This window comes from Vitreoscilla sp. C1 (assembly GCF_002951955.2).
Lineage (GTDB): Bacteria > Pseudomonadota > Gammaproteobacteria > Burkholderiales > Neisseriaceae > Vitreoscilla > Vitreoscilla stercoraria.
Genome location: NZ_CP019644.2, coordinates 627,854 through 640,580 on the forward strand (window position 1 = coordinate 627,854; position 12,727 = coordinate 640,580).

Genomic DNA, 12,727 nt, shown 5'->3' on the forward strand with positions numbered 1-12,727 from the left:
AAAGCCGCTCGAAAGAGCGGCTTTTTTGATGTCAACTGACAATTGAAATCGAATTGATATGCTTGGATATTCATCACTGAAAAAAGCCCACATCGTGTGGGCTTTTGATAATCAATAAAACTTTTATTCAATATTAGTTGTAGGTGTCTCAATACTGTTAGCTTCAATGGCATCTTCTGATAAATCTTCCTCAGTTTCTGCAATACGAGTCAAACTGACCAATTGTTCGCCTTCATCTAAATTAATTAAGCGAACGCCTTGAGCAGCACGCCCTGTTTCGCGTACTTGATTGACTTTCGTGCGAATCAACACGCCACCAGAGGTAATCAACATCAAATCATCGGTTTCGTCGGTTAAAGTGGCAGCGACCAACTCACCATTGCGCTCACCTGTATTGATGGCAATATTGCCTTGACCACCTTTGCCTTTGCGGCTGTAGTGAGCAATAGGTGTACGCTTGCCATAGCCATTGGCAGTGGCAGTTAATACTTGTAATTGGCCTTGCTCACATTCTGGCGCGAAGGTAATCAGGCTGACAATTCGACCTTCGGCAGGTAAGCGCATACCACGTAAACCACCACTACCACGATTAGAAATACGTACGCCATTGGCAGGCTTGCTTATTTCAGTGGCATCATTGTCGCCATCGGTATGTTCAATGCTATTGTCACTGTCTAAATCTTCTGCTTCATCACTATCACCACTGCGTTCCCAGTATTCGTTGAAACGTATGGCTTTGCCTAAATTAGAGAATAACATGATGTCGTCTTGACCACTGGTTTGTGCCACGCCAACTAAGCTGTCTCCGTCTTTCAAGGCAATTGCTTTAATACCTTTGCTACTGACGTTTTTAAAAGCAGACAGTTGTACTTTTTTAACCAAACCTTGAGCCGTCGCAAAGAACACATATTGGTCGTCGGGAAAGTCACGAACAGCCAAGATAGCGCTGACTTTTTCACCATCATCCAATTGAATCACATTGCTGATAGGGCGACCACGGCTATTGCGGCCACCTTCAGGCAATTTATAAACTTTAATCCAATGACAGCGCCCAAAATTGGTGAAACACATTAGATAATCATGGGTATTAGCGACAAACAACGATTCAATGAAATCTTCATCTTTGGTGGCTGCGGCTTGTTTGCCTCGGCCGCCACGTCTTTGTGCTTGGTAATCATCGACATGTTGTGTCTTGATATAACCGCTATGAGTCAGGGTGACCACCATTTCGCGTGGTGGAATCAAGTCTTCATCAGCAATATCGCCACCAAATGGGTTGATTTCAGAGCGACGCTCATCGCCATATTGCACTTTAATGCTACTCAATTCACCATCAATGATTTGATTGATGCGCTCAGGATTGCCCAAGATATCAATCAAGTCCAAAATGGTGGTCATGATGTCTTTGTATTCGCCCAAAATTTTGTCTTGTTCCAAACCAGTTAAGCGTTGTAAACGCATTTCTAAAATGGCTTGGGCTTGGGCTTCACTGAATTGGTATTGTGTACCATGCAAACCGACATGCGCTGCCACATTTTCAGGACGCACCATGTCTAAATTTTCAACACGGCTGAGCATGTCGTTGACCAAAGAAGATTTCCATGCTTGACCTAATAAGGCTTGCTTGGCTTCGGGTGGTGTACTGCTGCTCTTGATCAAGGCAATAATGGCATCAACATTGGATAAAGCTACCGCTAGACCTTCCAAAATATGGCCGCGCTCACGGGCTTTTTTCAATTCAAACATGGTGCGACGTGTGACTACTTCACGGCGATGGCGTAAAAATTCGCTTAGGATTTGTTTGATATTGAGCAAGCGAGGTTGACCATCAACCAAAGCAACCATATTGATACCAAAACTGTCTTGCAATGGTGTCATTTTGTACAATTGGTTCAAAATAACTTCGGCATTTTCATTACGCTTGAGCTCAATGACCACTCGCATACCTGATTTGTCTGACTCATCGCGCAAATCAGAAATGCCTTCCAGTGTTTTTGAACGTACCAATTCACCGATTTTTTCGACCAATTTGGCTTTGTTTACTTGATAAGGGATTTCATCAATGATGATGGCTTCGCGCTCTTTCGGTAAGGCTTCGATGTGGGTTTTACTACGCATAACCACACGACCGCGACCTGTACGGTAGCCTTCACGTACACCGCTCAAACCATAAATAGTGGCACCTGTTGGGAAGTCTGGCGCTGGAATGTAATCGATTAATTCATCAATGCTCAAATCAGGGTTTTGCAATAAAGCCATACAAGCATCTAATACCTCATTCAAATTGTGAGGTGGGATGTTGGTGGCCATGCCTACAGCAATGCCTGAGCTGCCATTGACTAATAATGCAGGTACACGAGCTGGCAAAATCAAAGGTTCAGATTCTGAACCATCGTAGTTGGAACCAAAATTAACCGTTTCTTTGTCAATATCGGCTAATAATTCGTGTGCAATTTTGGCCATGCGAATTTCGGTGTAACGCATTGCCGCAGCGCTGTCGCCATCGACTGAACCAAAGTTACCTTGACCATCGACCAGCATATAACGCATCGAAAAATCTTGTGCCATGCGCACGATGGTATCGTAAACCGCAGTATCACCATGAGGATGGTATTTACCAATCACGTCGCCGACGATACGAGCAGATTTTTTATAAGCACGATTCCAATCATTGTTCAACTCGTGCATGGCGTATAAAACGCGGCGATGGACGGGCTTTAAGCCGTCGCGCACATCGGGCAAAGCACGACCCACAATCACGCTCATGGCGTAGTCAAGATATGAACGACGCATTTCCTCTTCGAGGCTAATGGCGATGGTTTCTTTGGCAAATAAGGAATCGGTCATAACACTGAACACATGGTCTATAGAGCCTGTGAGTATAGCACAAAGCCCATATTTCAGGACGCTTATCTTTATTTGGCTCAGAGTTAAAAAATCATCGATTTAAAGTATTTGTAAGCTTTTTTAAAGCGTCCTGTAAAATTAGCTGGCAGGATGCTTGGTCGCTTCATTATGGGGATTGGGGCATAATGAGACTTATGAAAAAAAACAAATTGTGTGCATGGCTGTTTTGTCGTGTGATAGATAATTTTGGTGACATTGGCGTGTCTTGGCGTTTGGCCAAACAATTGGTGTGCGAACAAAACATGCAGGTGGTGTTGTGGGTGGATGATTGGCAAGCGGTACAAGCTTTATTGCCTGATGTCGGTCATCAGCCTTGTGAGTATGAAGGGGTTTTATTGCGTTTTTGGAATGAGGCGCAAAGCATGCAAGGGTTACAAAATATGCCTGCTGCGGATGCAGTCATTGAAACGTTTGCGTGTGATGTACCTGAAACAGTATTGCAATGGTTGACTGAGCAAAAACAAGTGGTGTGGCTCAATTTGGAGTATTTGACGGCTGAAGATTGGGTGGACGGCATCCATTTATTGCCTTCGTTGCAAAGCAATGGTGTGGCGAAATACTTTTTTTGTCCTGGTTTTAGCGAGCAAACTGGTGGCGTATCGTATGAGCAAAACTTGCTTGCAAAAAAATGGCCTGTCGATAGCGTGCATAAGCAAGCATTGCGTGAACAACATGCCTTGCCATCTATTGCAGGCAATACACATGTGTATGTGTTTGGTTATGCCGATGAGATGTGGCCGTTGTGGTTTGAAATGTGGGCTCATGGCGCACAATCGTTAACAGTTTGGTTGGCCAAAGGCAGCGTCTTAACGCAATTGCAAACCCAATATCCTGTTTTACAAGCTTTGCAGCAAGTCGGGGACAGTGTGGTTTGGGGACGTGTCACTGTGTGTTTGGTGCCATTTGTGGCACAAGCGCAGTTTGATGAAGTGTTACAGGCCGCTGATGTGTGCGTGGTGCGTGGTGAAGACAGCGTGTTGCGCGCGCTGTGGCAAGGACAAGTGTTTTGGTGGCAAATTTATCGCCAAGAAGCGCAAGCACATCACATCAAGCTCAAGGCATTTTGGCAACGTTTTGTTGATGATACGGAGATATTACAGGACGCTGCTGCGCAGAAAGTATGGCAATCGCATCAATTATTGTCCGATGAGCTCAATGATGTGAGGCATTTGTCGGTGTCAGAACGTGCGCAAGCATGGCAATATGTGTGTGAACATCAAGTATATTTAGCAGTATTTTTGCAAAAATGGCGGCAATTGTTGTGGGATAAGGGTAGTTTAGCGACACAGCTAGCCAACTTCATTCGCCATCAGTTAAAATAGCGCGTTTTAAAACTTTTTAATGCGGAATTTAGATTATGAAAACAGCACAAGAATTGCGTGTCGGTAATGTATTTATGGTTGGCAACGACCCTATGGTAGTACAAAAATCAGAATACAACAAATCTGGCCGCAATGCAGCAGTGGTGAAAATGAAGTTGAAAAACTTGTTGACCGGCGCTGCGACTGAATCAGTTTACAAAGCTGACGAAAAATTTGATGTGGTTATTTTGGAACGCAAACAGTGTAATTACACTTATTTTGCCGATCCTATGTATGTGTTCATGGACCAAGAGTTCGAACAATACGAAATTGAAGCAGAAAACATGGGCGATGCATTACCTTACATCGTAGACGGCATGGAAGAAATCTGTGAAGTGACTTTCTACAACGGTAAAGCGATTTCTGTTGAGTTGCCTACTATTGTGGTACGCGAAGTAGAATACACCGAGCCTGCAGTGAAAGGCGATACCTCTGGTAAAGTGATGAAACCTGCTCGTTTGGTTGGTGGTTTTGAAATTGCGGTGCCTGCATTCGTTGAAAATGGTGAAAAAATCGAAATCGATAGCCGCACCCACGAATTCCGTAAACGTGCTTAATGTGATTGATTAAGCCTTTTACGTGCCAAAGCGACGCTGTGAGTCTTTAAGGCCGCAGCGTCGCTTTGTATTTGAATGTACATGTGAAACATGTTGAAAGAATGTATGTTATTTGATCTCAATCGTTTCAGTGGCGGTGTTTATCGCAGCGAAGCGAAAAAAATCATCCAATTGGCTTGGCCAATGTTTGTGGCACAAATTGCTCAAGTGGGTGTGGGCGTGGTCGATACGGTCATGGCTGGGCGTTATGGTGCGGAAGACTTGGCAGCGGTAGCGTTGGGTACGAGTTTGTTTTTAACCATTTACATCAGTTTAATGGGTGTATTAACAGCGTTAAATCCGATTGTATCGCAGTTGTATGGTGCGCAAAAAACAAGCGAAATCAGTAAGGTCGGCAGCCAAGGTTTGTGGCTGGCCTTGTTGCTTAGTGTGTTGGGTATGTTGGTGTTGTGGGCTTTGATTGTGCCCTTGAATCGTTATTTCGAACTCAGTGCTTATGTGAAGCATGTGTTTGCGTATTTTATGTTTTGGGTAGCATTTGCCTTGCCATTTGCTTTGTTGTATCGCAGCTTGCATGCGTATGCCAGCAGTTTAAACCGTCCTAAGCCGATTATGTGGATCAGCTTGATTGGTTTGGCTTTGAGCGTACCTGTGAATTATGTGTTGATTTATGGCTTATGGGGTTTGCCTGCTTTAGGTGGGATTGGTTGTGCTTTGGCGACTGTGTTTGTCTTTGCATTTAATACCATTTGTTTGTGGCTATACATCAGCTTGCATCCTTATTTTAAGCAGTTTGGTAGCTTGAGTTTAAATGGTGGCATAGATGTGGCCGTACTCAAACGCATTGTGTCTTTGGGTATTCCGATTGGCTTGTCATTTTTAATTGAAGTCAGTTTGTTCACCATGATTGCCATTTTAATCGCTAACTTGGGTGTGGAATATGTGGCCAGTCAGCAAGTGGTGATTAATATCAGTACGATGGTTTATATGGTTCCCCAATCATTGGGCGCTGCTTTGAGTGTGTGCGTTGGCTATGCCATTGGGCGAGGTCATTTTCAACGAGCACGTTATATTGCAGGCGTGGGGCTGAGTATAGGCTTGATAGCATCGTTGATGACCGTACTGGTGATTGTTACAGGCCGCTATCATATTGTATCTTTGTATACTACTGATGCTGCTGTCATTGCTATTGCTTCTGCATTATTGGTTTTCAATGCGGTATTTCAAATCCCTGATGCCTTGCAAACCATCGCCACTGGTGCTTTGCGTGGCTATAAAATCACCCGTTTGCCGATGATTGTGCATTTGATTGCTTTTTGGGGCTTGGGACTGTGTTTAGGTTATGTTTTGTGTTATCGCTTTAATATGGGCATTTATGGTTTTTGGAGTGCTTTGATTTTATCTTTATCTGTAGCAGCAGTGGCATTCATCATTTTATTGTCTCGTGTGAGCAAACGTTTTTTGAGCAAATACCATCATGAAAATTGAATCGAATTTTGAGTTGCAGCCGTACAACACCTTTGGCTTGGGAAGTTGCGCCCGTTATTTTACTGAATTGGTTACCGTAAACGATGTGTATGAATTGGTGGAACATGAATGGTTTGGACAAATCAAGCATCAGTGGTTAGGTGGTGGCAGTAATATTATCATGGCACCTGTGATAGATGCATGGGTGCTGCATATTGCCAATAAAGGCATTGAGGTTTTGTCTGAAACAGATGATAAAGTGTTGATTCAAGCACAAGCGGGTGAGTCTTGGCATCAGTTTGTATTGCATTGTATCGACTTGGGTTATAGTGGTCTGGAAAATTTGAGTTTGATTCCTGGACAAGTCGGTTCGGCACCTGTGCAAAATATTGGTGCGTATGGTGTAGAGGTCAAAGACATTATTCATTCAGTGGAATGTTTTGATACGCATGAAAAAAAATGGCGTGTGTTTTCAAATGCCGAATGCCAATTTCAGTATCGTGATAGTTTTTTTAAACATGCAGAGCATGGACGTTATTTAATTTGGTCGGTAATATTAGAATTAAATAAAGTATTCAAACCTAATGTGGGTTATGGTGACTTGGAAAAAGTCTCGATCGCAATGGCGCAAGGCAGTCAAATGACTGCCAAAATTGTCAGTGATGCAGTGTGTCAGATTCGTCAAAGTAAATTACCAGACCCTAAAATAATGGGCAATGTGGGCAGTTTTTTTCACAATCCCATTTTGTTAGAACAAAAAGCGAAACTATTAAAACAGCAATATCCATCCATGCCGCAATACTTGCAAGGACAAGGCAAGATAAAGATTGCGGCAGGCTGGCTTATTGATCAAGCAGGCTTAAAAGGTCTGCAACAAGGCGGTGCAGCAGTACATCAGCAGCAAGCGTTGGTTTTGGTGAATAAAGGACAGGCAACACACCAAAATATTTTGGATTTGGCCAAACAAATTCAAAATGAGGTGTTGGATCAGTTTGATGTGAATTTACACATTGAACCTACTTTTTGGTGAGAATAAGGCATGAGTTTTGAATCAAAGTGCGTGTCTTATTCTGATTAAAAAGCCCAATGTGCGTTTGGTGCATTGGGATGTTGGTCGCGTTTTAACCGACGTTGTTTTATTACACACACTTGATATTAAAAGGTTGTATTCATGGCGAAGCAAGGCAAACGAAACACTTATGACCGTATTGTGGATGCGAGTTTGGAGTTGTTCAATACGGAAGGTGAGCGCAAAATCAGTACCAATCATATTGCAGCACATTTAAGTATTAGTCCAGGTAATTTGTATTATCATTTTCGCAATAAAGATGAAATCATTTTACAATTGTTCAAGCGTTATCGTTCGGAATTGACTGAAATACTCAGTCGCAATGAAACGCCAGAAGACATGACGGGCATGGTGGATTATTTCTTAGAAGTCTTTGATGTGATGTGGCGTTACCGCTTTTTGTTTGCCGATGTGAACACCTTACTCATGCGCAACAGCGAATTGTCAGGTGAGTATCAAAATTTCACTTGGAAACAAGTTTCACCGATGATACACAAGCACTTGAATCATTTGGTACGCAGCGGTGCTTTGCGTGGTGAGGTTTTGGATGTCGATGTTTTGGCCTTGAATATTTGGTTAATTTGCCGTTATTGGTTTGTGTTTGATGGTTCTTTGAATCACCATCAATTGGATGAAAAATCCAAAGTACGTGGTTTGGTACAGGTATTCAATCTATTGCGTCCTTATGTACATGAAGAATTCATGAACCAATATCATGATGGTTTGTCTGTGTTACAACAACGAATGGAACTTCAATGAAATGAACGAATTGTTTGCCATTGCCAAAAATGCGGAACAACATGATTTGGGCTTGATTCCCAAGATGGCCAATCGACATGGTTTGATTGCAGGCGCAACAGGCACGGGCAAAACAGTGACTTTACGAAAAATGGCGGAATGCTTCAGCGATGCTGGCATTCCGGTTTTTTTATTGGATGTCAAAGGCGATTTGTCAGGTATTGCAGATGCTGGTGAAAACAGTGGCTTTGTTGCCAAACGCATGCAAGAATTTGATTTACAGGACGCTTATTTGCATGGTTTTCCTGTGCGTTATTGGGATGTGTTTGCGCAAAAAGGCTTGGCTGTACGCATCACCATTTCTGAAATGGGACCTGTGTTATTGTCACATTTACTCAGCTTGAATGATACCCAATCGGGATTGTTGAGCTTGGTGTTCAAAGTGGCTGATGACAAAGCTTGGCATTTGATTGATTTGAAAGATTTGCGTGGCATGCTCAAATATGTGTCTGAGCATGCTAAGGATTTTCGTGCCACTTATGGCAATGTGTCTGCTGCCAGCGTGGGTGCGATACAGCGTCAATTGTTGCAATTAGAACAAGATGGGGCAGATTTACTCTTTGGCGAGCCTGATATCAACTTGGATGATTTGTTGCAAACAGAGGGCACACAAGGCATCATCAATATTTTACAAGGTGAGCGTTTGATGCGTTCGCCCCGCATTTTCAGTGCATTTTTATTGTGGTTATTGGCAGAGTTGTTTGAGCGTTTACCTGAAGTGGGCGATTTGCCGCAGCCGAAATTGGTTTTGTTTTTTGATGAAGCCCATTTGCTCTTTGATCAAGCAGAGCCTGCTTTATTGCAACAAGTGGAGCAAGTGGTGCGCTTGATTCGTTCTAAAGGTGTGGGCGTGTATTTTGTCACGCAAAACCCATTGGATTTGCCTGATACCATTTTGGGACAATTGGGCAATCGGGTTCAACACGCGTTGTGGGCATTCATGCCACGAGATCAAAAAGCGGTGAAAGCCGCAGCAGAAACATTTCGCAGCAATCCCCATTTAAATGTGACTCAAGCCATTTCAGAGTTGGCAACGGGCGAAGCTTTGGTATCATTTTTAGATGAAAAAGGCATGCCTACACCTGTACAGCGCGCTTTGATTTTCCCACCAAGCAGCGCATTGCCACCTAAAACTGAAAACGATATCGTGTCACACATTCAAAATGATGATTTATATGCTGCTTATCAAACCAGTGTGGATCGTTATTCTGCGTATGAGGCTATTTTGGCTTATGAAGAGGGGCAAGTAGCGGCAGCAGCTCAAGCAAAAGAGATGACACAAAACACCATAGCCACTGAGCAACAAAAGCCGCAACCAGCAGCAGAAGAGCCTGGTTTATTAGATGGGCTGTTAACAGGATTATTGGGTGGGCGGCGCAAAAGCCAAGCGAGTATGAGCAATAAAATTGGCGCGCAATTGGGACATTCCATTTCCAATCAAGTCAGCAAAAGTATTAGTCGCACAATTATGGGCATCATCAAGGGCAAATGATGAAATATACTTAATAAGCGTCCTGTAATGATTACAGGATGCTTATTTTATGGTTGTTCGGGAGGTGATTGAGGGTTTTTTTCAGGACGCTTCACATCATTTTTAAGGCGGTGTGGCTTGTCTTTATGAGAACGATGTGTGCCGTCGTATTTGTGAATGCGCAGTTTTTTGCTGCGATATATTTTTTTCGCTGGTGTAGAAGAGTCATCCGTGCTGGGATTGGCTTCTGAATAAGATGGTATCTTAGGCGACATTTGAGCCGTTGGCGCATCTGCCCACGCTGCAGTACTGGTCAATACAATACTCAAACAAAATAACCAAATGAATTTCATCCGCGGATATCCATATGCAAATGCAATAAAGAAAGGCAAACGGCAAGCAAACTGTCTGTCAGGGAGTCTGCTTGCCGTATTGCGATACTACTCAATGAGCCACGTTGTGTTGGAAGCGTGGTTCATTTGTGAAACAGTATAAGAAACAAGACTTAGACCATACTTAGCAAATTGTTAATTTTTGTAATAAAGTCAGCCTAAAAAACGCATGTGTAACACATCCAAATGAAACATCGCTTCACGCAAAACCAATACATAAGCAATCTCTTGTTTGGTCAATGGATGTTGGCTAAACACAGAGCGATTGAGTTGTTGAGTGAGATTTTGGAAATAAGCTTCCAACTCATCACGACTAATGTGTTTGGTGTGGTTGATGCGCAAGCTCAGTTGTTCAAATATTTTGTCATCGGTGAGCCAGTCTGTGACAGCAAAACTTTCTTGTTTTAACGGCAATAAACCATCTTCAATCAGTTGAATAGCATATTCGATATCCAAAGAGTTAGGTGGTGTGTTGTTAAACCAAGAGGCGGTCATTTGAAAACCGACCATGGCAGTATGTGTGCCATTATCGCGTATCCACATTAATTTATCGGCATGTAAACGCCAAATGACGGTCTGTTCATCAACTAATTGGGTCATACATATTCTCTCAATCAATGGAAAAACGGGCAGTGACAATCAAGCCTTGTGGGTGATTGTCTTCTAAATAGATGCGACCATGGTAGCGTTCTACCAAATTTTTGACAATGGCCAAACCCAAACCCGTGCTGTTTTGGCGGTTGTCTTCGACACGGTAAAAAGCATCCCAAACCATGTCTTTGTGTGCATCATCAATACCAATGCCATTGTCGCTCACTTGTAACACAATGTCTTGTGCTTCTTGCCAAACAGCGACATCGACTTGACCATCTTCATGCGTGTAATGAACCGCATTTTCAACCAAATTTTGCAATAAGGTTTGAAAATCCAATCGACTCATCGCCAAAGGCATATTGTCCAAATGGGTGACGCCCAAATCAATGTTTTTATGCATGGCAATGGGTAAACATTGCTGCATGACGGCGGTAACCTCATCGATGACAGACAAGGGCTGAGGTTTTTGTTGGGTTAAAACCTCTTCGCTACGTGCTAAATCCAATAATTTCACCACCAAATCCCGTTGGCGATGGATGCCTTGTTGTAATTGATGCAATTGCTCGGTAAATCGTTCCGATGAATGGGTGGCTTGTTGCAATTGTTCTGCTTGTAAGCTCAAAGCTGTTAAGGGTGTACGCAATTGGTGAGCGGCATTGGCAATCAAACGCCGATTCAATTGCATGGCATCATTCAAACGCAAAAACAAGTCGTCAACAGCGTGGGTAAAGGGCTGCAATTCGTTGGGAATCGAGCGTTCAGACAAAGAGGGTGCTTGTAAATGTTCCACATTGGCAAGGTCTTGTGTCAGTTGGCGCAAAGGTTTGAACACTTGATAGACTGTAATATAAACAGCAGCAATCAATAAAGGCAGCAATAGCAATAAAGGAATCAATGCTTGCCAAGCACTTTTGCGGGCCATTTCATCACGAAAGCCAGACGGTTGTGCCACAATAACCCGTTGGTCGGTTTGCGTGAGTAAATAGGCACGCCAAGTATCGTCTTTGCCTTGTAAATCATGAAAACCATCGGGTAAAGCCATTAAGTATTGATTGACATTTGGATAGTCAAATAACAAAGCCAAATCGGGATTGTCGACAGTGTCGATGATGGTTTGCTGCTCGTGTGGCGGTGCTAACTGATTAATAGGCGGTTGTGGCAAACTTTTATGCGCAGATGAAGTCGGGTTAGCATGATGAGGGGTAGTGGTGGTGCTGGTATCATCGGCATCGACCAAAGACACATTGTCGTCTTGCACCATAGACACCAAAGTTTGCATGCTGCGGTCTTGGAAATATTGAATGCGGTTGTAAGTGCGCTGAAACGACCACACGCTGACCACTACCGCAATGATGAGCAAGACGATGCTGATAATCAATGCCAAGCGAAATTGTAACGATTGGCCTAAGCCTTGGCGACGAACCATCCCAAACCTCTCACATTTTTAATGCTGTCACTGCCTAATTTTTTACGTAAGCTGTGAATCAGAAATTCGATTGCATTGCTTTCGACTTCTTCATTCCAACCGTAAATGCGTTCTTCTAAATCGCTGCGTGACAAAATCGTGCCTGCTTGTTGCATCAATGCAAGCAATAAGGCAAATTCGCGTGAGGACAAACGGGTGGTTTTGTCATCGCGTTGTACTTCTTTGGTTGCAGGATTGAGTTTCAGGACGCCATTGTCCAAAATGGGTTCAGCATTGCCTTGACGACGACGACTGATGGCGCGAATGCGCGCGAGCAATTCTTTCATTTCAAATGGTTTGACCAAGTAATCATCGGCACCTGTGTCTAAACCGGTAATGCGGTCGTCCACGGTGTCGCGTGCTGTGAGTAATAACACAGGCAAACTAGAGCGTTGTCCGCGCAGTGCCGCCAGCACTTGTAAGCCATTTTTTTTTGGTAATCCTATGTCAAACACACCCACATCGTATTCATGTGTGCTCAAAGCCAGTAAAGCCGCTTCGCCATCTTTGACCCAATCCACCGCATAAGCTTGTTGTTGCAAGCCTTCGTAAACGGCTTGTCCTATCATTAAATCGTCTTCAACTAATAAAATGCGCATGTATTTGTATTCTTCGTTATGAGAATGGTTGAGGCGTATTATTTCAC

At 43.3% G+C, this 12,727-nt stretch carries 11 protein-coding genes; 6 read left to right on the plus strand and 5 right to left on the minus strand.

Annotation, left to right across the window (positions count from 1 at the left end; all coding sequences use genetic code 11):
• Positions 1-123: 123 nt before the first annotated feature.
• Positions 124-2,847 carry a DNA gyrase subunit A gene (gene gyrA / locus ADP71_RS03045; RefSeq protein WP_026353596.1) on the minus strand — a complete coding sequence of 908 codons (2,724 nt, stop codon included), beginning with the start codon at positions 2,845-2,847 and terminating at the stop codon, positions 124-126.
• A 194-nt stretch (positions 2,848-3,041) separates the two neighbouring features.
• On the opposite strand from gyrA, the gene earP reads away from it, so the two are divergent.
• From earP to ADP71_RS03075, 6 genes are all read left to right on the plus strand, one after another.
• Complete coding sequence (gene earP / locus ADP71_RS03050; RefSeq protein WP_171460880.1) at positions 3,042-4,229, plus strand: elongation factor P maturation arginine rhamnosyltransferase EarP; 1,188 nt, start codon at positions 3,042-3,044, stop codon at positions 4,227-4,229.
• 35 nt (positions 4,230-4,264) lie between these two features.
• Complete coding sequence (efp, locus tag ADP71_RS03055) at positions 4,265-4,825, plus strand: elongation factor P (protein WP_019958624.1); 561 nt, start codon at positions 4,265-4,267, stop codon at positions 4,823-4,825.
• 105 nt (positions 4,826-4,930) lie between these two features.
• A complete protein-coding gene (locus ADP71_RS03060) occupies positions 4,931-6,313 on the plus strand; it encodes an MATE family efflux transporter (protein ID WP_171460881.1) in 1,383 nt (460 codons plus the stop codon).
• Positions 6,300-7,322 carry a UDP-N-acetylmuramate dehydrogenase gene (gene murB, locus ADP71_RS03065; RefSeq protein WP_425316054.1) on the plus strand — a complete coding sequence of 341 codons (1,023 nt, stop codon included), beginning with the start codon at positions 6,300-6,302 and terminating at the stop codon, positions 7,320-7,322. The genes ADP71_RS03060 and murB overlap by 14 nt, the downstream gene beginning before the upstream one ends.
• Positions 7,323-7,463: 141 nt before the next feature.
• On the plus strand, positions 7,464-8,120 hold the full coding sequence (locus tag ADP71_RS03070; RefSeq protein ID WP_019958627.1) for a TetR/AcrR family transcriptional regulator: 657 nt from the start codon (positions 7,464-7,466) through the stop codon (positions 8,118-8,120).
• Between the two features lies 1 nt (position 8,121).
• Positions 8,122-9,651: a helicase HerA-like domain-containing protein gene (locus ADP71_RS03075; protein WP_104931476.1), complete on the plus strand. Its 1,530-nt coding sequence runs from the start codon at positions 8,122-8,124 to the stop codon at positions 9,649-9,651.
• A 47-nt stretch (positions 9,652-9,698) separates the two neighbouring features.
• On the opposite strand, the gene ADP71_RS03080 is transcribed toward ADP71_RS03075, so the two are convergent.
• The 4 genes from ADP71_RS03080 to ADP71_RS03095 all read right to left on the minus strand — a co-directional run bounded on the left by ADP71_RS03080 (position 9,699) and on the right by ADP71_RS03095 (position 12,680).
• Positions 9,699-9,983 carry a hypothetical protein gene (locus ADP71_RS03080; RefSeq protein ID WP_019958629.1) on the minus strand — a complete coding sequence of 95 codons (285 nt, stop codon included), beginning with the start codon at positions 9,981-9,983 and terminating at the stop codon, positions 9,699-9,701.
• 192 nt (positions 9,984-10,175) lie between these two features.
• Positions 10,176-10,622: a hypothetical protein gene (locus ADP71_RS03085; RefSeq protein ID WP_104931477.1), complete on the minus strand. Its 447-nt coding sequence runs from the start codon at positions 10,620-10,622 to the stop codon at positions 10,176-10,178.
• A gap of 10 nt (positions 10,623-10,632) precedes the next feature.
• Positions 10,633-12,042: a sensor histidine kinase gene (locus ADP71_RS03090; RefSeq protein WP_104931478.1), complete on the minus strand. Its 1,410-nt coding sequence runs from the start codon at positions 12,040-12,042 to the stop codon at positions 10,633-10,635.
• Positions 12,021-12,680: a response regulator gene (locus ADP71_RS03095; protein ID WP_019958632.1), complete on the minus strand. Its 660-nt coding sequence runs from the start codon at positions 12,678-12,680 to the stop codon at positions 12,021-12,023. Before ADP71_RS03095 ends, ADP71_RS03090 begins: the two co-directional genes overlap by 22 nt.
• Positions 12,681-12,727 lie beyond the last annotated feature (47 nt).

Bases quoted from the DNA above. Each gene is read 5' to 3' on its own strand.
- ADP71_RS03080 (WP_019958629.1), bottom strand. From the start codon at position 9,983: ATGAAATTCATTTGGTTATTTTGTTTGAGTATTGTATTGACCAGTACT.
- gyrA (WP_026353596.1), bottom strand. From the start codon at position 2,847: ATGACCGATTCCTTATTTGCCAAAGAAACCATCGCCATTAGCCTCGAA.
- efp (WP_019958624.1), top strand. From the start codon at position 4,265: ATGAAAACAGCACAAGAATTGCGTGTCGGTAATGTATTTATGGTTGGC.
- ADP71_RS03090 (WP_104931478.1), bottom strand. From the start codon at position 12,042: ATGGTTCGTCGCCAAGGCTTAGGCCAATCGTTACAATTTCGCTTGGCA.
- ADP71_RS03085 (WP_104931477.1), bottom strand. From the start codon at position 10,622: ATGACCCAATTAGTTGATGAACAGACCGTCATTTGGCGTTTACATGCC.
- ADP71_RS03095 (WP_019958632.1), bottom strand. From the start codon at position 12,680: ATGCGCATTTTATTAGTTGAAGACGATTTAATGATAGGACAAGCCGTT.
- earP (WP_171460880.1), top strand. From the start codon at position 3,042: ATGAAAAAAAACAAATTGTGTGCATGGCTGTTTTGTCGTGTGATAGAT.
- ADP71_RS03060 (WP_171460881.1), top strand. From the start codon at position 4,931: ATGTTATTTGATCTCAATCGTTTCAGTGGCGGTGTTTATCGCAGCGAA.
- ADP71_RS03070 (WP_019958627.1), top strand. From the start codon at position 7,464: ATGGCGAAGCAAGGCAAACGAAACACTTATGACCGTATTGTGGATGCG.
- ADP71_RS03075 (WP_104931476.1), top strand. From the start codon at position 8,122: ATGAACGAATTGTTTGCCATTGCCAAAAATGCGGAACAACATGATTTG.